We start from the raw sequence: 19,725 nt of genomic DNA on the forward strand, positions 1-19,725 counted from the left end.
ATCAGATGCATATCCTGCAGTTGGTCCCGACATTAGCGGTCGGCGGTGTTGAGCGCGGCGTGCTCGATCTCGCGAAGGGGGCGATCGCCCGCGGGCATCGCGTCAGCGTCATCTCCGCCGGCGGACCACTCGTGGAGCCGCTGACGTCATTCGGCGCGGTGCACTATGCGTTGCCCGTGCATGAAAAATCCCTCTCCAGGATGCTCTCGTGCATTCCCGCCGTGGCGGACATCATGACCAGCACAGGCGTTGATGTGGTGCATGCGCGCTCCCGCATTCCGGCTTGGATCGGGTGGGCGGCCGCCCGGCGTACCCAGCGGCCATTCATCACCACGGCGCACGGATTTTACCGGCCGCACGCGGCGTCTCGCGTCATGGGGTGGGGCCGCACGGTCATTGTGCCTTCCGAGGCGCTCGCCCGGTATCTCATGGAGCATTTCCGGGTTCCCAAAGAGCGGCTGCGGGTGATCCCTCGCGGCGTTGATCTGGAGGAGTTCTCTGTTCGCCCATCGCCTCCTTCCCGTGATGGCCCGTGGCGTGTCGGCGTCTTCGGGCGATTATCCGCGACGAAAGGCCACGAGGTCGCCATCCGAGCATGTGCGAAGCTTCAGCAGAAGGGCCTGCCCATTCGGCTGGTCATGGCCGGCGATACACCAGGTTCGCCGGCACGTCAGATGCTGGACGCCCTCATCAAGAGTCTCAAGCTTGACGATGCCGTTGAATGGCTCGGCATCCGCTATGATGTGGCAGCGCTCATGGGCACGATGGATCTGATTCTCGTCCCCTCAACCTACCCCGAGTCCTTTGGCCGCGGGGTGGTGGAAGCGCAAGCGGTCGGCCGACCGGTGATCGCCTCCCGCATCGGCGCGCTCGCCGAGCTCATTGATGATGGGCAGAATGGGTTGTTGGTGCCGCCGCGCGATCCAAAAGCGCTGGCCGATGCGATTGAGCGATTGCTTCACGATCCGGCGTTGCGCCAGCGATGCGTGGCACGGGGGCGCGCGCAGGTTGAGGCGAAATGGCCTGCGGGGCGGATGGTGGAGCGAACACTCGCGGTCTATGACGAGTGTCTCACGCGCCCCCGCATCCTCATCTGGAAACTGAGCGCGCTCGGCGATGTGGTGCTCTCCACACCCAGCTTGCGGGCCATCCGTCGCCGATGGCCGTCGGCGCATCTGACCCTCATCGTCGGCCGCTTGGCATATGACGTGGTGGCGCGCTGCCCCTATCTCGATGACGTCATCATCTATGACAAGGCCGGCAAGGACCGCGGGCCGCTGGGTCATGCGAAGCTGCTTCGGCGTCTGGCCGCCGGACGTTTTGATCAGTCGATCGATTTGCAAAATAGCCGCAAGACGCATCTGTTGGCGTGGCTCGCCGGCATCCCGGTGCGCATGGGCTACAACCGTAAATGCGGTGGGTGCCTGAATCGGGCGGTGCGGCTGCCGCGCGTCATCTTGGCCCCGATGGCGCATCAGCACTATCTCTTGCGTCATCTTGGCATCGAGCCGGCCGGGGAGGAGCTTGAGCTGTGGCCCTCCCCACTAGACGAACAAACCGCCGAGCGATTACTGACCCTTCCACCTTCGACCCTCCACCTTCGACCTCTGGTCGGCATGCAGCCTGGCGGCAGCGGGCGGTGGAAAACCAAACGTTGGGATCTCGCCCGATGGGCCGCGGTGTGCAACGCCTTAACGAAGCAGGGCGTTCGGGTGGTGGTGACCGGAGGGTCGCAGGAGCAGGGCATCGCCAGCGCGCTGGCGCAACTCACCTCGCCGCTGCCCCACATCGTCGTCGGGAAAACAACCCTGATGGAGTTGGCCTGCCTAATCAAGCGTTGCGATCTGTTTCTCGCGCACGATTCTTCGGCGTTGCATCTGGCGGCGGCGATGCGCGTGCCGACCATCGCGTTGTTTGGGCCCACCGATCCGGCCCGTCATCTGCCGCCGAATTTTCTCGGTGAGGTGATCAAGAAAGACGTCTTCTGCAGCCCGTGTTATTCGCCGCGCTGCCGCACCCTCACGCATGCCTGCATGAACCGCATCTCGGTTGAGGAGGTCCTGAAGGTCGTCCTTGGGCGATTAGCGATGGCTGAAGCGAGCGGGAAGGATTAGTCGTAAGCCATGAAGATCCTTCAGATCACCTCGCACCTCAACGTCGGAGGGATTACACGCTACGTCCTCTCGGTGTCGAGCGCGCTCATTCAGCGAGGGCATGACGTCGCGATCGCCGCCGATGCCGGCACCTGTGGGGCAGAGGCCTCACAGCGCGGTGCCGCGGTGTGGCCGGTTCCACTCCACACGAGTGTAGAGTTCAGCCCGAAGGTGTGTCGCGCCACGCGCGAGTTGACCCGCCGTCTGCGGAGGGAGGAGCCGGTGGACGTGATTCATGCGCACACGCGCGTGGCCCACGTGGTGGCGGATCGGCTCTCACGGCGGCTGTCGATTCCGTATGTGACGACGTGGCATGGATTTTTTCGGCCGAATCTCGGGCGGTGGCTCTGGCCGTGCACCGGAGGGCTGACGATTGCCATCAGCGAACCGGTGCGCCAGCATCTCCTCAAGGATTTTCATGTTCCGGAGGCGCGCATCCGGCTGATCCCGCACGGCATCAATCCAACGCCGTTTGAAGCCTCGATCGATCCGGCCCAGCTGCAGCGCCTGCGCGCGCACGTGGGATTGCCAAGCGGCGGGCCGGTCATCGGCACGGTGGCTCGATTGGTGCCGAGCAAAGGCGTGCATCAATTGCTTGAGGCTCTCCCGCATGTGCGCGCCGTGATGCCGAACGCGCGCCTGCTCATCATCGGCGATGGCGAAGATCGCGCACGCCTGCAGCGGCTCGCCGACGCGCTGAGGATCAGCGATGCGGTGCATTTTGCCGGAGCGCTCCCGCAGACCGCCGCCGCCTTGCGCCTCATGGACCTGTTCGTGTTTTTGCCGGCAGAGCAAGAGGGTTTTGGGCTTTCGCTGCTGGAAGCCATGGCGAGTGCTCGGCCGATCGTGGCGGTTCGCCGCGGTGGAGGCTCAACGTGGGTGCTGGAGCAGAGCGGGGTCGGCACGTTGGTCGAGCCAAATGATCCGCGCGGCTTAGCCTCGGCGATCCTGCAGACGCTTCAACATGGCGAGACAGCGTCTCGGGCAGCCGACCGAGCCCGCGCCATCGTGAAAGAACGGTATACGCTGACCCGCATGGTGGAGCAGGTCGAGGCGGTCTACCACGACGTAACTTCAACGAATTGCGAATTGCGGGTTGAAAAGTGACACAATCCACAATCCGAAATCCCTCATGATGGAACGCATCCTGGTCGTGCTGCCTAACTGGTACGGCGAGATCTTATTCGCCACGCCATTTCTCAAGGCGCTGCGGCAGCATCGTCCCAATGCGTTGATCGCCACCCTGGGCTGGCCGCAATCCCGCGAGATCCTGCTGCACAACCCGCGCCTCAATGAGGTGCTCGTCTTTGATGATCGCGGAGAGCCCCGCGGGTTCGCCGGATGGTGGCATCTTGCGCGTGAGCTGCGCCGCCTGCGGTTTGATCGGGCGTTTATCTTACGCAAGAGCTTGTCCCGGACGCTGCTCTTGTGCGCGGCAGGCATCCCGCACCGCATCGGGTTCGACAATTCGAAAAGCGGATGGGCGCTGACCGCGCGCATCCCGGCGCCCCGGACGCCTCAACATAAAGCGGCGTCGTACCTGCCGCTGCTCTCCGCCATCGGGGCCACCGCCTCGCTCCAACCGTATGAGTATGTCGTGAGCGAAGCGGAGCGCCGCGCCGCCAGAGAAACGTGCCTGTCGCTTTTTCCAAAAAAAGTGACAGACACGTTTGAACAACCGCTGGTGGTGCTGCACCCTGGGGCGAACTGGGCGCACAAACGATGGGCCCCGGAGCGATTCGGCGACCTGGGGGATCGGCTCAGCACGGCCTTCGGCGCGCAGGTGCTGCTCACCGGCGGGCCGGAGGACCTCGCGCTCGCGCAGGCCGTCCGGGCGAGTATGCAGCGGCCTGCGACGGTGCTCGCAGGGGCAACGAGCGTCCGTGAGCTGGCGGCGATTCTCGAACACGCCGATCTGGTCGTGTCGAATGATACGGGGATCGCGCATCTGGCCGCGGCACTCCACCGGCCGCTCGTCGCCCTCTACGGCCCGACGTCACCGGCACTCACCGGCCCGCTCGGTGATCGTGAGCGAGTAGCCGTTATCCATCGTCCCGAGTGTTGCCCCCAGATTCCCTGTTATGCGCCCAACCACGCGTCCCATCCGGGCATGCAGGCGATCAGCGTTGATGAAGTCTATGAGGCGGCCCACCGGCTCTTGCAGAACACCCATGTCTCCTGATACCGTCCAACGAATCCTCGTGATTGGCCCGTCGAACATCGGGGATGCGGTCTTAGCCGGCGAGGTCATCGCGCGCCTCCATGAACGTTTTCCCGCAGCGCACCTAACACTCGTGGTCGGCGCGCGCGCCGCGGCGCTGTTTCAGGATGACCCGCGCGTTCGCACGTTGGTTGACGCCGACGCGTTCAGCGGTTGGGCAGGGCGCGTGAAACTTGGGCTCGCGCTCTGGCGATTTCATCCGCAGATCGTCGTCGATCTGCGCCATACCGCGCTCCCGCTTTTTCTGACCCCGCTGACCGCTTGGCGGTATGTGCTGCCGCCTCCGCGCCGCATCGTCCACATGCGGGACCGGCATTTGTGGAAACTGCGCATTCAAGTGGCCGAGTGGCCGAGTGGCCGAGTGATTGAGGATCTTTTCCAATGTTCGCTGTGGTTCTCGGAGAAAGATAAAGCGCACATTGATAGTTTATGCAAACGATGGAGTATCAACGGGACGATGCCGCTGGTGATCATCTGTCCAGGGGCGCGCAGTCATATTAAACGCTGGACGGCTGAAGGATTTGCCCAGGTGGCCGATCGGCTCATGGCGGAGCAGCGCGCGGCGGTGATTCTTTCGGGAGAGCCGGCTGAACAATCGATTGTGGACGAGGTGCTGGCGGCGATGAAGCACAAAGCCCACAACGCGGTAGGCCTGACGACGGCGCGGCAGGCCGCCCTGCTCATGCAGCGCGCGCGGGTCGTGATCACCAACGATTCAGCGTCGCTCCATCTGGCCTCGGCCATCAACGCGCCGACGGTGGCGATGTTTGGGCCGACCGATGAGCGCAAATACGGCCCCACCGCTTCGCAGCGCCGGACAGTCCGCCGGCGGCTCTTCTGCACCCCGTGCGAAGCAGCGCTCTGTCGCTTTCACCACGAATGCATGCGATTCATTTCCCCGGATGAAGTCTATGAAGCAGCTCGCGACCTTCTGGCAAATGGCTAGCCTCCACCTTCCACCTTCCACCTTCCACCCGCGCCGGATTTTAGTGATCAGGCTCGATCGGATCGGCGACGTCGTGCTCTCCACGCCCGTGCTGCAAGCCCTCCGCCACCAGTATCCTCATGCCTTCATCGCCATGATGGTGCGCCCGGCGTGCAACGATGTGGTGCAGGGCAACCCCTATCTCAACGACGTGATGCTCTATGAGAAGGAGGGGCGGCATCGCGGCGCGTGGGCGACGATTCGGTTTGCCCTCAGGCTGCGCCAGGCGCAGTTTGATACGGCGATCGTGCTCCATCCGACCAACCGGTCTCATTGGATCGCGTGGCTGGCCGGGATTCCCGTGCGGATCGGCTACCGCCGAAAATGCGGCTGGTTGTTGACGCGCCGCATGCCGCATCGCAAGCACGAAGGGGAGCGGCACGAAGCCGTCTATACCTTAGAGCTGTTGCGTCTCTTAGGTATCACACCTCCCGAGCCGCACCCCGTCGTGCCGATTCACGCCGCATCGGCCTCGCGCGTCGAAGCCTTGCTTCGCAGCGCCGGCATCGCGGAGACCGATGCGCTCATCGCGGTGCATCCCTCAGCCAGTTGCCCCTCGAAGCGCTGGATGCCGCAGCGCTTCGCCGAGGTCGCGGATCGCCTCGCGGCAGACCACGGCGTGCGCATCTGCCTCATCGCGGGCTCCGAAGATGCGGCTCAGGCGGCGCTGGTAGAGCAGGTCCTGCAGTCGCCAGCCCTCAATTTCGCGGGACAGCTTTCGCTTGCCGAGCTGGCAGTACTCTTGCGGCGCTGCCGCTTGCTCATTTCCAATGATTCCGGGCCGGTGCATGTCGCCGCCGCGGTCGGCACGCCGGTGGTCGATATTTTCGGCCGCAACCAGCGCGGCCTCTCGCCCCGGCGCTGGGGCCCCCTCGGCGAGGGGCATGTCATCCTCCATAAAGAGGTCGGCTGCGTCACCTGCCTGGCCCACAATTGCGACATCGAGTTTCTGTGCTTGACCTCATTGACCGTGGATGAGGTGTACCAGGCCGCCGTCTCAATTCTTTCGCGGGAAGCCCCAAAGAAGGTTCATTGACTTTCAGGAATATTCAAGATTAAATAGAATTCATGCGTTCCCAAGTCGCCGCTCGCCTCATCCTCATCCTGAGTCTCATCGGCCTGGGCCTCGCCGGCTACCTCTACTACATCCATCTGGGTTTGCTCCGCGGCGAGCTGCTGGGGGGCGCGGTCTGCAGCGGCGCGGGGCAGTTCAATTGTCATGCCGTCACCGCCGGCCCGTGGGGATCGTTCCTCGGCATCCCCTTGGCCCTCTGGGGCGCGCTCGCCTACGTGGCGTTCGCCGGCCTGGCCCTCCTCGCCCATCAATCCGAGGAGTGGGCAGGGCACGCCCTGGCCGCCATCGCGCTGCTGGCACTGTTGGCGGTGGCGGTGGATGTGGCACTCTTCGGCCTCATGGCGTTCGTCATTCGTTTCTATTGCCTCTTTTGTCTCTTGACGTATGCCGTGAATCTGTTGATCCTCATCGCGTCGGCCCAGGCGCTTGGACGGCCATGGCTTCGCGTCTTCGCCTCGGCCGGTCAGGCGATCGGAGCGCTCATGCCCGCCCGCGCGCGCCCTCAGGCCGCGCTGTTTTGGGGCCTCATGGCGGTGGCCGCGCTGGGGCTGGCGGGCATCCATGCGTCCAACGAATTCATCACGCGCGGTCCCGCCGGCGCGATGCGCAAACAGCTGCAGGACTATATCGCTCGGCAGCCGGCCCGCGGGATCGTCGCGCTCGATCATGATCCGATGCAAGGCCCGGCGAATGCCCCCATCCAAATGGTCGAGTTCAGCGATTTCATGTGCCCGGCCTGCCAGCGGGCCTCGAAGCTGAATCCCGTCTTGTTAGCCGGCCACCATCGGGACATTGCGTTCGTGTTCAAGAATTATCCGCTGGACACGGCCTGCAACAGCCATGTGCAAAGCAGCCCGCATCCAGGCGCGTGCCAGCTGGCGGCGGCCGGCGAATGCGCCCACGCGCAGGGTAAGTTTTGGCCGCTGCATGACGTGATCTTCGAGAAGGGCCACGACTACAAGGCCACGGCGCTCGATGACGACGCGCGCCGCGTCGGGCTGGATGTCGAGCGTTTTCGCGCGTGCATGGCCTCAGGCGAGGGGCTGGAGGCCGTCAAGCGCGACATCGAGGAAGGCGCTGCGAGGCAGGTGATGAGCACGCCGACGTATATCGTCAATGGCGTTCCCGTCACCGGAGGATTCAATCCGGTGATGTTTGAGGAATTTCTCTCGGTGCTGCGCGAGCGATGACGACTGCGCTGCTGCAAGAGCGCCGGCGGGCTCCCCGCCTCCACAGCGGATCCGTTGAGGTAGCCGTGCGGTCCGCCGACCGTTCGCTGCCGGCGGAAACGGTGAATGTCAGCGAGGGAGGGTTGTGCGTCCGCCTGCAAGAGCTGCTGGAGATCCGATCCCTCATCCACCTGCACCTTGGCGGTGTGGAGTGCGCGGGACGGGTGGCGTGGGTGATCCAACGGCTGGATTTGCGCCCTGCTCCCCCATTCATGTTTGATGTCGGTGTGGAGTTCATCGACCCGCCGAGGCTGCTGCGGCGTTGGCTCGCCGAGCGCTTCCCCAGCCATCCGGCAGCCTCCGCCGTCAAGGCGGGGGGGGAGAACGCGAAGGGGGGGCTTCAGCCATGGGTCTTCAGCGGCCGAACCTACATGCCGTCGATGCAACGGGCCAGCCGCCGCCCGCAGCCGTGGCACCTGGTGGTCGCCATCGACGGATCGCCGTGTTTCAGCGGCCATTATGCGTCTGAGCGGCAAGCCCTGGCGGCGTGGGCGGCATTTAAGCGAGCGCACGCCAAACGCGGAGGACCGATCGGATGAGGATCGACACTCAGCTTGCGGTCTTTCTCGAAAACCGCCCCGGAATGCTGGCACGGGTGTGCGAGGCCTTGGCCAAGGCTCGCGTCAACATCAACGCGCTCTCCGTCTTGGACACCGTCGACCACGCCGTGATCCGCATGGTGGTGGACAAACCCAAGGAGGCCGAGCGCGTCCTGCAGCAGCTGCCGGCGATGGTCCAGGTGCGTGATGTCGTCTTCCTCGATGTGCCCAACGAAGTGGGCGCGCTGGCCCGCATCTCCCAGCGGCTGGCGGAAGCCGGCATCAATCTGGAATACGCCTACTGCGTCGGTTCCACCTCCGGCAGCCCCGGCGGCCTCGTGCTGCGCACCAACGATCTCGAAGGCACCATTAACGCCCTCAGCTAACCTGAGGGGACAATCTCCAGTTGGATGAAGGCGGTTATCTTTAAGCAGCATGGGGAACCGGAGGTGCTGGAATACACCGACGCGCCGGATCCCGTCCCCCAACCCGGTGAACTCCTCCTCCGCGTCAAGGCCTGCTCGATTAACCACCTGGATCTGTGGATCCGGCAGGGCATTCCCGCCTATCGCATGGCGCTACCGCATATCTTAGGCTCCGATGTTTCCGGGGTGGTGGAGCGCGTGACCGACGGGGTGACACACGTCAAGCCCGGGGATGCCATCGTGCTGGCCCCGGGCTTAAGCTGCGGTCAATGCGATCCCTGCCGGCAAGGCCTCGACAACGTCTGCGTCTCCTTTGGTATCCGGGGGGCAGCCACCGACGGAGGATATGCCGAGTTGGTCACCGCGAAGACCTCCGATGCGTTGCCCCTGCCGAGAGGGCTGTCGTTTGAAGACGCGGCCGCCTATCCGCTCGTGTTTCTAGCCGCCTGGCACATGCTAGTGGGGCGCGCGAAGCTGACCGCCGGCGAGCGCGTGCTGATCCATGCCGCGGGCAGCGGTATCGGCCATGCCGCCATTCAAATCGCGAAACATCTCTCGGCGACGGTGTATGCCACGGTAGGGTCCGATGAGAAAATCGACAAGGCGCGCGCCGTGGGAGCGGATGCCGTGATCAATTATCAGCGCGAATCCGTTGAGGAACGCGTCAAGGCGCTGACCGGCGGTGAAGGCGTGCACGTGGTCTTCGAGCACGTCGGCCCGCAGACGTGGGAGGCCAGCCTCCGCGTGCTGGCGAAAGGCGGCCGGCTCGTCACGTGCGGGGCCACCACCGGCCCCACCGTGCCGCTTGATCTGCGCTATGTCTTTTCTCGGCAACTCTCGATCTTCGGCTCCATGATGGGGACGCGGGCTGAACTGCAGCAGGTGACCCAGCTGATCGAACAAGGCGCTCTTCGACCGATCATCGATACGGTCTTTCCGCTCCGCAATGCCCGACAAGCCCATGAACGCCTGTTGCGCCGCACCGTCTTTGGAAAACTCGTGTTAGTGCCTTAATTGATTTGTTTTCCCCTCTCAGATTGGGCATACTCATATGGTGCCTGAAAGAGGCACCACCGAAAAGAGCAAACCTCGCGAAAGCGGGGGACGCAAAGCTACCGGCCCTGAACCTTGGGCAGCGGGGTTACCGGTGGAGTGATCCGCCAACATTGTTGGCGAAAGATCAACACTTGCGTACACGAGTCTCTTTTCAAGACTCGTGTTTTTTTATGGAGCAGCGATACCGATGCGCCGCGGAATGACGTTTATCGAATTGCTGGTGGCGATCGTGGTGATGATCATCGCCGGCGTGTGGCTGCTCGGGGCGTATCACGCATCGCTTCAGCTGACCGAGGTGAGCCAGCAAACCAGCGTGGCCCTGAGCGACGCCAAAGATATCATGGAGCGGATCAAGAGCACCCCGTTTCTCGCGCTGAGTGCCAGTTTTCCTGACGGCGTGGCCGGCGGGGGCGCGCCGGATACCTATGGGGCCATCATCGGCGGGTATTCGCTCAGCGGGGAGCAGGTGACCGTGCGGCATCAGCCCTCTGCGGTCGCGGATCCGCGCGAGCTCATTGTCGACGTCAGTTGGACGAATAGCCATCGGGTCTACCGCGCTTCGCTCTCAACCGTCAGATCGCAAAGCGCAAGCTAGGAGCCGCCATGAGGCATCGACACGGCAACGGAGGCAATCGCGGCTTTACGCTTCTTGAAACGCTGCTGGCGGGCAGCCTGCTGCTGTCCGTCACGTTGATGGGGTTCCTCTGGCTGACCAATGCCATTGATCTGTGGTCGACCACCTCGCTGCAGAGCGCCGCGCGCTCGGACGCGCAGCTGGCCATGAGCCGCATGGTCAACGAATTGCGGCAGGGGACGCGGACAGCCGCCGGCATCCCCCCCAACGCCGACATCATCGCCGCCGATCATGTGCGGTTTTCTCTGCCGGCTGACAACGACGGAAACGGCAAGATTGTCGATGCCATCGGCGCCATCGAGTGGGGCATAGTACCCGTGGAGTATCAATGGGATGCGGCCAGCCAGCAATTGCGCCGCGCGCAAGGGGCGCAAACACAGGTGCTGGCCTCTGGGGTTTCGAGTGTCGCGTTTGCGGCCGTCAATACAAGCGAGCTGCAGCTGACCCTCACTCTGCAGCGCCGGACGTCGCGAGGGCGGCAACTGTCGGCATCCGCCACCGAGATCGTCAAGCTGAGAAATTAACGCGGAGGAAGCGCATGGATCGACGAGGCCAAGCCGTCTTGCTCGCCTACGTGACCATCGCCACGATCACCGTGCTGGGGGCCGCACTCCTCAACCAGAGTTTCACGGCCAGCCGCAACAGCGCGCATCACCGCTTGCAAGCCGAGACATTTTACTTGGCCGAAGGAGGGTTGGAAGACGCCCTGAGGCAATTCGCCCAAGGCATCGCCGACTTCACGATCGACGCCAACACGGCGCAGTATCCGGCCGCAGGCAGCGACCCGATCGCCACGGCGTTTACCGCCGGCGGCACCGCGGCCTCGAGGATCGCGCAGGCCGAAGCCGCGCCCCGCGCCATCGTCGCGCAGGATGGCATCACAGAATTTGTGAAGAACTACGAGGTGACGACGACGGCCGTCAATCCCTCCAACCCCACGATTTCCGTCACGCTCCATCAAATCATCAGCCGGCGCCTGGTCTATACCTTTCAACACGCCATCTTCTATCACGACACGGACTTGGAGCTGCTGCCAGGACCCCCGATGACCGTGTGGGGGCGCGTGCATGGCAATGCGAACATCTACCTCGACTCGAATGCCGTCCTGACCCTGAACAGCGATTACCTGCACGCCGCAGGCCACCTCTACAACCAGCGGAAGGATGACGGCACGACGATGCCCGGGGAGATTAACATCAAGAAGATGGGAACGAATCCGCCGCAGTACGCCGCGATGAACGGTCTTGATAGCGATGTGCCGACGTGGAAGGATGATGCCACGAATCGCTGGCTGGGGACCGCCCAAACCTCCGCGCACGGAGTGACCAAGCTGTCGGTCCCGGTCGTCGGCTCCATCCAACCCGGCGGCTTTTACGACACCCGCGCCCAGGTGAAAATCGTCAATGACACGATCACCGATGCGGCCGGTACCCCGCTGGTCGTGCCGCCAGGCACCATCACGACGACGACGACGTTCAAAAACAACCGGGAAGGCAAGTTCATCAAGATGACGGAGGTCGACCTGAAAAGACTGGCAGGATATTTTGACTGCACCGGCCCTGGCGGCGTCCCGGACGGGATCTTAGATCCCCCCGAAACGCCTTGCAACCCCTATGAGAATCAGCTGCCAGGAAATGGCCTGCTCTACGCCACTCGTAATGATGCTCCAGCAGGCCAGCAGCCGGGCATTCGCCTCGTCAACGGCGGCGAAGTCTTCCGGGCGGATGGCCTGACGGTGGTGTCCAACGATCCGGTGTACGTCAAAGGCGATTTCAACGCGGTGAATAAGAAGCCGGTGGCGGTCATCGGGGATGCGGTCAACCTGCTGTCGAATAGCTGGAATGACGCGAACAGCACCCTGAACGTCAACAGCCGCGTGGCCTCCAATACGACGATCAACGCCGCCTTTATCGCCGGCAACGTGCCCACGCAGGGCGCGAACTACAGCGGCGGCTTGGAGAACTATCCGAGATTCCACGAGCATTGGAGCGGGAAAACGCTCTCCATCACCGGATCGTTCGTCGCTCTGTGGAACAGCCAGATCGCCACCGGACGATGGGTCTACGGCAATCCCCAGTACACGGCGCCGAATCGCTCCTGGGGGTATGACGCGTCATTTTCCGACGGGACTCGGCTGCCGCCCTTCTCGCCGTATTCCGTCCAGATCACGAGAGGAGCGTGGTGGAAAGAATGAACACTCATCGCCAACGCGGGATCGTGCTGATCACGTCAGTGACCGTGGTCATGCTGCTCACCTCGCTGGGGGCGGCACTCCTCATGCGCAGCCTCAACGAGAATCTGGTGGGGCAGCGCAGCGCCACACGCCAAGACGCGTTTTACCTGGCGGAAGCCGGCTTGGATCAAGCCTCGATCAACTTGCGGACCCCGCCGCCGGCCGAAAACCCGCAGTGGATTGTCGCGGATGATATCGTCACGCAGACGCTTCCGACCGGGCGATTCGATCTGGATCCGCCCCAGCCGATGGGTGTGAACATCTGGCAGGTGACCAGCCACGGCATCAGCGGATCAGAGCAACGCGACATCCAGGCCGTCTACCAGCTCATTCCGCAATCAGTCTTTCAATTCGCCGTCTTCGGGGATCTGAACGTCACCGTCTCCGGCAACGCGGAAACCGACAGTTACGATTCCCGGATCGGCGTCTACAACGATGAGCCTGGGCCGGGGTATAATAAGGACCACAACGGCGATATCGGCACGAACTCAACCGCGGAGGGCGGGATTGATCTCGGCGGCAGCATCTTTGTCGACGGACAGCTCGTGGTAGGACCCGGCGTTGCCGATCCCACCTCGGTTGTGGAAGACTACGACCCATCGTTCATCACCGCGGATCCGAAAGTGATCTCGGCGACCGACACCTTTCCCCTGCCGCCGGTGTCGGTGCCGCCAGGGCTGCCGTGCGAGGATCGCTCTCTCGTCAATGATGAAGTGGTGACCTTGACCCCGGACGGCGGGCCGCTGGGCAACGGGACGTATTGTTTTCATGACCTAAAACTCGCCGGCGGCTCGACCTTCTCCTCAAGCGGGCCGGTCAAAGTCTACATCACCGGCACACTCACGGCGAAGGGCAATTCTGCAACGGTTGGAACCAGCGGGGCCCCGAAAGACATGCTCATCCTGATGACGCCGGAATCGAACGCGGTGATTGAAGATGCGGCGCTGGCCGGCACGACCGATTTTTACGGCGCCATCTACGGCCCCGGTGCTGATATCAACATCTTTGGCAATGCGGAAATTTTCGGCTCGGTGGTCGCGCGCAGCGTGAACGTGACCGGCAGCGCGTTGATCCATTATGATGAAGGTTTGAACGATCTGACGACCATCACCAACATCTATCAGCGCAGGGTGGTCTCGTGGCAAGAGCTCGAGTAAGACGCCTGCCGCGGCCGCGGCCGCTTCAGGCCATGACGCTCGTCGAGTTATTGATGGGCGTGCTGGTGCTGCTCATCGCCATCATTTCGCTCTTCGGCGTCTTCAGCGGCAGCAGCCTCTTGAATGAGCAATCGCGCCATCGGGCCTGGGCGATGACCGATGCCAGCCGCGTGATGGAACGGCTGCGGCAGCAGAATACGGATGCCGCCTGCAACGCCCCATCGGTTGCTCCTCCCCCCAATCCTCCCGGTGGTAATTTCGTCAGCTGGGATGCGTGGCTGGCCGATGCTGGGGCGAACGGCGGCGGCGGCAAGACCTTGCTGCCGGATCCCGCCAATGAATTGGTGGCGATGTCCTCATCGGGGGTGGATCCGCTGACGGTCACGGTGGCGATTTGCTGGCGGCTGCGCAGCCGCGTCTATGGCGAATGCCAATGGATCGGCAATCAATTAGTGCCCCAGGATGCCGATGGCAATCTCATCATCACCTCGCCCGTCATGCTCTCTACCGTGATGACGTGCCGCCGCCCATGAGACGCTCAACCGGCTGCCGCCAGGCGCAGGGGTTAACGCTGCTTGAGGCGCTGGTCGTCGGCTCCTTGCTCAGCGTTGTGATGGGCGCGATCGTGCTTAGCTTCCTGACGAGCCAGCGCGCCTACACCTCATCAGAGGCGTACTTAAGCGTTCAAGACGAAGCGCGGCGAGCGCTGGATGCCATGACGAAGGAGCTGCATGCCGCCGGCGGGAATATCGCCACCGGGGCGGGCTGGTTGCAGTTTCAACGCGTGCTGGGCTTTAACCTGGCCCTACCGTGCCCGCCCAGCGCCGTCTGTTGGGGGGCGCAGGATGCCGCCGGCGCAGACCAATTCGGCTGGAGCATCCGCTACCGCCTGGACGCGCCGAAGAAGCAGCTCGTGCGGGAAATCCTTGATGCGGGTGCCGGCGTGCAGGGCCAGCAGATCTTGGCCAACGATGTCACACAGCTGACCTTTGCCTACACCCCCGGGGCGGTGAGAACCATCAGGATCACGATCGATGTGCGGCGGACCTCCACGTTCCTCCCCGGCGGCTCGATGGGGACCACACCCACACCGGCCACCTCGCTCATCACCACGGTCAAGCTCCGCAATTAGAGCCCGCCCCCAGATGATTCTTGACAGGATTAGTAGGGTTATTCTATACTACACGGCAGGATGAAACTCTCCACGCGATCGACGTATGGCCTGCGGGCCTTGGTCGAGCTGGCCTTGGCCTCAGGCCGAGGGCCGCTGTCGGCGAGTGTCGTGGCCAAGCGGCAGCATCTGTCCGTCGCGTACCTTGAGCAGCTGCTGCATCGGCTCAAGCGGGGCGGCATCATCAGCAGCGTGCGGGGGCCGCGCGGCGGCTATGCGCTGGCCAGAGCGCCATCGACCATGACGATGGCGGAGATCGTGCGCATCCTCGAGGGGACGAGCGACGACGCGAACGGCCATGGCACAGCCGGCGGTGTGGCATGGCTCAGCAACGGCCGTCGGCCTGAGGCGAAGCGCGGCCGATCTCGCGTGAGCCACGATCGCCATGCGCAGTGGGTCGCGCAGGCGGTGGTGCGGTGCGTGCACGAGCGGATCACGCAATCGCTGAGCGCGATCACGCTGCAGCATCTGTGCGATGAGGCGCGCGCGATCGCCGGCGAGCCGCTGGATCATCGGTATGTGTTCCATATCTAGCGCGGAATGACGAAGGATCAGTTACGGACGACGATGTTACGTCGGTTAAAGCGACAGAAGGAGGAGGAACGACGTCGAAAGAGCCGCGCGATTCGGCGGAAGCTCTTCCGCCTCGCGGCGTTTCGTAAGGCTCGGATGGTCGGGTGTTACGTCGGCCTGCCGTATGAAGTGCAAACGTGGCAGTTGATTGAAGCGATGTTAGCCAAGGGCAAGCGTGTGGCCGTGCCGTGGGTGCAACCGCGGACCAAGCGCATCATGTTTTCCGAACTGCGAGATCCGGCGATGGACCTCGCCCCCGGCGCGTTTCGGGTGTGGGAGCCTCGTCCATCGGCCCGGCGTCCAATTCCCGTCAATCAGCTGGACCTGCTGATGGTGCCTGGTCTGGCGTTTGACGGGCGGGGCCACCGGCTGGGTCATGGCTTCGGCTATTTTGACCGTTGCCTCGCGCGCCTCGGAACACGCATTCCCACCGTAGGGCTTGCCTACCGCTTTCAACTGCTCGAGCGCCTTCCAACCGCAGCGCACGACTGCGCCGTGTCGACCGTCCTCGCCGCCTAATTGGGGACTGTCCCCTACGGGGACTGTCCCCGGATGATGAGGTGACTAGACCATGATCGTTCTCTTCTGTGTCATTGCGTTAGGGATGGGTGTGGCTGTTGGCTACGCGATACGGCTGGCCCAGGGCCGCCGGTCGCTGACTGGCGCTGAGCAGCGATCTCAGCAGTTGTTGGAGGAGGCGACCCGGAAGGTTGAAGCGATCAAGAAGCAAGCCGAGCTTGACGCGAAGGAGCAGCTCGTGGCGATCCGGCAGGAGTTCGAGGAGAAGACGAAGGATCGCCGCGGCGAGCTCTCGCAGCTGGAGAAGCGGCTGCATCAGCGCGAGGAGATGCTGGACCGGAAGATCGATGTGCTGGATCGCAAAGACAAGGAGATTTCCGAGCGCGACAAGCAGTTCGCGGCGCGCGAGCAAGGCCTGAAGGCCAAAGATGACCATTTGGCCCAGCTCATCGCCGAGGAAAAAGAGAAGCTGAAGACCGTCGCGGGCTTGAGCGCTGAGGAAGCCAAGCAGCTGTTGCTCGCGCGCCTGGAGCAGGATTGCCGCTCCGAGGCCGGCAACATCATCAAGCACGTCGAGGAAGACACCAAGCGCGACGCCCAGACCGTGTCCAGGCGCATCTTAGTGGAAACGATGCAGCGGCTCGCGGCGGAGTTCACGGTGGAGACCACGACAGCCGTGATCCCGCTGCCCAACGAGGATATGAAGGGCCGGATCATCGGCCGGGAGGGCCGCAACATCAAGGCCTTTGAGTTGGCGACCGGCGTGGATTTGATCGTCGATGAGACGCCGGATGTGGTCACCCTCTCCTCGTTCGACACCGTGCGCCGGGAAGTCGCCCGGCAGTCGCTGGAGCGGCTCATGTCCGACGGGCGCATCCATCCGGCCCGCATCGAGGAAGTGGTGGAGAAGGTCCGCAAGGATTTCAATCAGCACCTCGTGCAGGAAGGCGAAAAGGCCATCGCCGAGCTGGGCGCTGCCGGAGTGCATGCGGAGCTGGTGAAGCTGCTGGGCCGCACCCGCTATCGCACCAGCTACGGGCAGAATGTGCTGATCCACATGAAGGAAACCGGGTATCTGTGCGGAATGCTCGCCGCGGAGCTGGGCTTGGATCAGCGGCTGGCCCGTCGCTGCGGGCTGCTGCATGATGTCGGCAAGGCGGTCAGCCATGAAGTCGAAGGCCCGCACGCCATCATCGGCGGCGAACTGGCGAAAAAATACAATGAAAACGCCGATGTGGTGCATGCCATCGAAGCGCACCACGAAGACGTCGCCCCCAAGACGCTCTATGCCGTGCTGACGATCATCGCTGATTCCATCAGCGGCTCGCGGCCGGGGGCGCGCGGCGACACGCTGGAGAATTATGTCAAGCGGCTGCAAGCGCTGGAGGCGATCTGCGACTCCTTCACTGGTGTCGCGAAAGCGTACGCGATTCAGGCGGGGCGCGAGGTGCGCGTCATCGTGCAGCCGGATCGCGTCACCGATCTGGAGGCGATTGCGCTCTCCCGAGAAATCAAGCGCAAGGTGGAAAGCTCCATTGAATTTCCCGGCCAGATTAAAATTACGGTCATCCGTGAAACGCGATCCATCGAATACGCGCGGTAATGAAAATCTTGTTGATTGGAGACATTGTCGGACGGCCTGGGCGCGCGATTATCGAGCGGCAGATGGTGGCCCTCCGCGAGGAGCTCGGCCTTGATTGCGTCATCGCCAACTGCGAAAACGCCGCGGGCGGGGCCGGCATTACGCCGAACATCGCGAATGATTTGTTCCGCGCCGGCGTCGATGTCCTCACCTCGGGCAATCACGTCTGGCGCAAGAAAGAGGCCTACGAGCTGCTCAAGATGGATCCGCGCGTGATCCGGCCGGCCAATTATCCCAACGGAGCCCCGGGCAGCGGCTCCACCATCGTCGAAACGCTCGCGGGCCAGAAAGTCGGCGTGCTGAACGTCATGGGCCGCGTCTTTATGGAGCCGCTGGACTGCCCGTTCCGCACCGCCGAGAAGGAGCTGGAACGTGTGCGGCTGGTCACACCCGTCATTATCGTCGACATGCACGCGGAGGCGACGAGCGAAAAAGTGGCGATGGGCTGGTTTCTCGACGGCAAGGTCTCGGCGGTCTTCGGCACGCACACGCATATCCCGACCGCCGATGAGCGGATCCTACCGCAGGGCACGGCGTTCATCACCGATGTGGGCATGACCGGGCCGTATGATTCGGTGATCGGGCGGCGCGTGGATCAGATCTTGGAACGGTTCCTCTCCAGCCTTCCCATGAAATCCGACGTGGCCGACGCGAATATCCAGCTCCGCGGCCTGATCGTCGAGGTCCATCCCACGACCGGCAAAGCCCTCTCCATTGAACGGCTCACGAGAACCCTTGATGGACCCGTCCGAAGCAGCGGAGACTGAGCCCGGGAACCCAGCGAAGCTGGGTGGGCGAAGGAATCCCGTAGCCGAAGGCGGAGGGGCGATTGACGCGCGACGTCTCGCCCCGCCGCCGAAGACCCTCACCGTCGCCCAGGTCGTGACCCAGATCCGCGGGCTGATTGAGCGGCAATTTCCAGGGCCCCTCTGGATCGAAGGCGAGCTGTCCAATTGCAGCTATCCCGCCTCGGGCCACATCTATTTCAGCCTCGTCGATGAGCAGGCGACGGATCGCTTCGGCCAGCGCCTGGTGCTGCCGTGCGCGTTTTACCGCGGCGCCAATCAGCACCTCAAGCTGAAGCTCGCCGACGGCATGAAGGTGCTCTGCCTGGGCCAGCTGACCACGTATGAGCGCCAAGGGCAATACCAGCTGCGCGTGCTGCGCGTGGAGCCGCGCGGTATTGGCGCGCTGCAGCTCGCCTTTGAGCAGCTCAAGAAACGCTTGCAGGCCGAGGGGTTGTTCGATGAGGCGCGTAAGCAGCCGATTCCCGTCATGCCGGAGCGCGTCGGCATCATTACCTCGCCCACCGGCTCGGCGATCCACGACATGGTCAGCAAGCTCCGCCCGTGGTTTCGGGTCGTGATCCTGCCGGTGAAGGTGCAGGGCGAAGGCGCCTCGAGGGAAATTGCGGCCGCCATTGATCTGGCGAATCGCTTGCGCCTCGCCGAGGTGCTCATCATCGGGCGCGGCGGCGGCAGCGTGGAAGATTTGTGGGCGTTTAACGAGGAGCCGGTGGCCCGCGCGATCGCCCGCTCGCGCACGCCGGTGATTTCCGCCGTGGGGCATCAGGACGATTGGACCATCGCCGACTATGTCGCGGATCTGCGCGCCTCCACCCCGACCGACGCGGCCAAGCTGCTCGTCAGGGAAAAGGAGACGCGAGCCCAGCAGTCGCAGCAATTGGTGGAGCGGCTCCTCGAGGCGATGCAGGGCTGGCTGGATGAGCAGTCGCAAGCGCTCGATGCGCTGCAGAGCCAGCTACGATTGCTCCATCCGCGGGCGCAGATGGATCGGTATCTCGCGCGCACGCAGGAGCTGTCGAACCAGCTGACGGCGACCATGCGGTTTACGCTGAACGGCCACTCGCGGCGCCTTCAGGGATTGGCTGGCACGCTGCAGGCCCTCAGCCCTCTCGCCGTGCTCTCCCGCGGCTACAGCGTGACCTTCACGTTTCCCGAGCATCGTGTGGTGACCAGCGCAGAGCAAGTCCAGGTCGGTGATGAAATGGAGACGATTCTCTCCAAAGGTCGCATACGAAGCGCGGTCACTCAATTCGACATTCGACATTCGACAATCGACAATGGAGCAGATGATGTCTCAGACCCATGAG

General features: G+C 63.4%; 20 protein-coding genes and 1 riboswitch. All 20 genes read left to right on the forward strand.

What is annotated here, in order from left to right; all coding sequences use genetic code 11:
- Nucleotides 1-5 precede the first annotated feature (5 nt).
- The 20 genes from waaF (HY737_07115) (at nucleotide 6) to xseA (ending at nucleotide 19,724) form a co-directional block, all read left to right on the forward strand.
- Nucleotides 6-2,114, forward strand: coding sequence for a lipopolysaccharide heptosyltransferase II (waaF, locus tag HY737_07115; GenBank protein ID MBI4598149.1), 2,109 nt, complete (start codon nucleotides 6-8; stop codon nucleotides 2,112-2,114).
- Between the two features lie 9 nt (nucleotides 2,115-2,123).
- A complete protein-coding gene (locus HY737_07120) occupies nucleotides 2,124-3,260 on the forward strand; it encodes a glycosyltransferase family 4 protein (GenBank protein ID MBI4598150.1) in 1,137 nt (378 codons plus the stop codon).
- A 25-nt stretch (nucleotides 3,261-3,285) separates the two neighbouring features.
- On the forward strand, nucleotides 3,286-4,335 hold the full coding sequence (waaF, locus tag HY737_07125) for a lipopolysaccharide heptosyltransferase II (GenBank protein ID MBI4598151.1): 1,050 nt from the start codon (nucleotides 3,286-3,288) through the stop codon (nucleotides 4,333-4,335).
- Nucleotides 4,325-5,320: a glycosyltransferase family 9 protein gene (locus tag HY737_07130; GenBank protein ID MBI4598152.1), complete on the forward strand. Its 996-nt coding sequence runs from the start codon at nucleotides 4,325-4,327 to the stop codon at nucleotides 5,318-5,320. The genes waaF (HY737_07125) and HY737_07130 overlap by 11 nt, the downstream gene beginning before the upstream one ends.
- Nucleotides 5,286-6,395 (forward strand): lipopolysaccharide heptosyltransferase II, encoded by a 1,110-nt coding sequence (gene waaF / locus HY737_07135; protein ID MBI4598153.1) that lies wholly within the window; start codon nucleotides 5,286-5,288, stop codon nucleotides 6,393-6,395. Before HY737_07130 ends, waaF (HY737_07135) begins: the two co-directional genes overlap by 35 nt.
- A gap of 32 nt (nucleotides 6,396-6,427) precedes the next feature.
- Nucleotides 6,428-7,624, forward strand: a complete 1,197-nt coding sequence (locus HY737_07140) for a thioredoxin domain-containing protein (protein MBI4598154.1) — start codon at nucleotides 6,428-6,430, stop codon at nucleotides 7,622-7,624.
- Nucleotides 7,621-8,202: a PilZ domain-containing protein gene (locus HY737_07145; protein MBI4598155.1), complete on the forward strand. Its 582-nt coding sequence runs from the start codon at nucleotides 7,621-7,623 to the stop codon at nucleotides 8,200-8,202. The genes HY737_07140 and HY737_07145 overlap by 4 nt, the downstream gene beginning before the upstream one ends.
- A complete protein-coding gene (locus HY737_07150) occupies nucleotides 8,199-8,588 on the forward strand; it encodes an ACT domain-containing protein (GenBank protein MBI4598156.1) in 390 nt (129 codons plus the stop codon). The genes HY737_07145 and HY737_07150 overlap by 4 nt, the downstream gene beginning before the upstream one ends.
- Nucleotides 8,589-8,612: 24 nt before the next feature.
- Nucleotides 8,613-9,641 carry a zinc-binding dehydrogenase gene (locus HY737_07155; protein ID MBI4598157.1) on the forward strand — a complete coding sequence of 343 codons (1,029 nt, stop codon included), beginning with the start codon at nucleotides 8,613-8,615 and terminating at the stop codon, nucleotides 9,639-9,641.
- Between the two features lie 57 nt (nucleotides 9,642-9,698).
- Nucleotides 9,699-9,776: riboswitch (cyclic di-GMP riboswitch) on the forward strand.
- Nucleotides 9,777-9,870: 94 nt separating this feature from the next.
- A complete protein-coding gene (locus tag HY737_07160; protein ID MBI4598158.1) occupies nucleotides 9,871-10,278 on the forward strand; it encodes a hypothetical protein in 408 nt (135 codons plus the stop codon).
- Between the two features lie 8 nt (nucleotides 10,279-10,286).
- The gene (locus HY737_07165; GenBank protein ID MBI4598159.1) at nucleotides 10,287-10,841 is read left to right on the forward strand and encodes a hypothetical protein; all 555 of its coding nucleotides are present in this window, start codon (nucleotides 10,287-10,289) and stop codon (nucleotides 10,839-10,841) included.
- 14 nt (nucleotides 10,842-10,855) lie between these two features.
- Entirely contained in the window at nucleotides 10,856-12,511 is a 1,656-nt protein-coding gene (locus HY737_07170) for a pilus assembly PilX N-terminal domain-containing protein (GenBank protein MBI4598160.1), read from the forward strand.
- The gene (locus HY737_07175) at nucleotides 12,508-13,707 is read left to right on the forward strand and encodes a pilus assembly PilX N-terminal domain-containing protein (protein MBI4598161.1); all 1,200 of its coding nucleotides are present in this window, start codon (nucleotides 12,508-12,510) and stop codon (nucleotides 13,705-13,707) included. Before HY737_07170 ends, HY737_07175 begins: the two co-directional genes overlap by 4 nt.
- Entirely contained in the window at nucleotides 13,689-14,240 is a 552-nt protein-coding gene (locus HY737_07180) for a hypothetical protein (GenBank protein ID MBI4598162.1), read from the forward strand. The genes HY737_07175 and HY737_07180 overlap by 19 nt, the downstream gene beginning before the upstream one ends.
- Complete coding sequence (locus HY737_07185) at nucleotides 14,237-14,839, forward strand: hypothetical protein (protein MBI4598163.1); 603 nt, start codon at nucleotides 14,237-14,239, stop codon at nucleotides 14,837-14,839. The genes HY737_07180 and HY737_07185 overlap by 4 nt, the downstream gene beginning before the upstream one ends.
- A gap of 60 nt (nucleotides 14,840-14,899) precedes the next feature.
- Complete coding sequence (locus HY737_07190) at nucleotides 14,900-15,412, forward strand: Rrf2 family transcriptional regulator (GenBank protein MBI4598164.1); 513 nt, start codon at nucleotides 14,900-14,902, stop codon at nucleotides 15,410-15,412.
- A 33-nt stretch (nucleotides 15,413-15,445) separates the two neighbouring features.
- Nucleotides 15,446-15,970 carry a 5-formyltetrahydrofolate cyclo-ligase gene (locus tag HY737_07195; GenBank protein MBI4598165.1) on the forward strand — a complete coding sequence of 175 codons (525 nt, stop codon included), beginning with the start codon at nucleotides 15,446-15,448 and terminating at the stop codon, nucleotides 15,968-15,970.
- A gap of 52 nt (nucleotides 15,971-16,022) precedes the next feature.
- The gene (gene rny, locus HY737_07200; protein MBI4598166.1) at nucleotides 16,023-17,573 is read left to right on the forward strand and encodes a ribonuclease Y; all 1,551 of its coding nucleotides are present in this window, start codon (nucleotides 16,023-16,025) and stop codon (nucleotides 17,571-17,573) included.
- Entirely contained in the window at nucleotides 17,573-18,379 is an 807-nt protein-coding gene (locus tag HY737_07205) for a TIGR00282 family metallophosphoesterase (GenBank protein MBI4598167.1), read from the forward strand. The genes rny and HY737_07205 overlap by 1 nt, the downstream gene beginning before the upstream one ends.
- Complete coding sequence (xseA, locus tag HY737_07210) at nucleotides 18,351-19,724, forward strand: exodeoxyribonuclease VII large subunit (GenBank protein ID MBI4598168.1); 1,374 nt, start codon at nucleotides 18,351-18,353, stop codon at nucleotides 19,722-19,724. The genes HY737_07205 and xseA overlap by 29 nt, the downstream gene beginning before the upstream one ends.
- The last annotated feature ends 1 nt before the right edge of the window (nucleotide 19,725 follow it).

The organism is Candidatus Omnitrophota bacterium, from assembly GCA_016209275.1.
Classification (GTDB): domain Bacteria; phylum Omnitrophota; class Gorgyraeia; order Aquiviventales; family Aquiviventaceae; genus JACQWM01.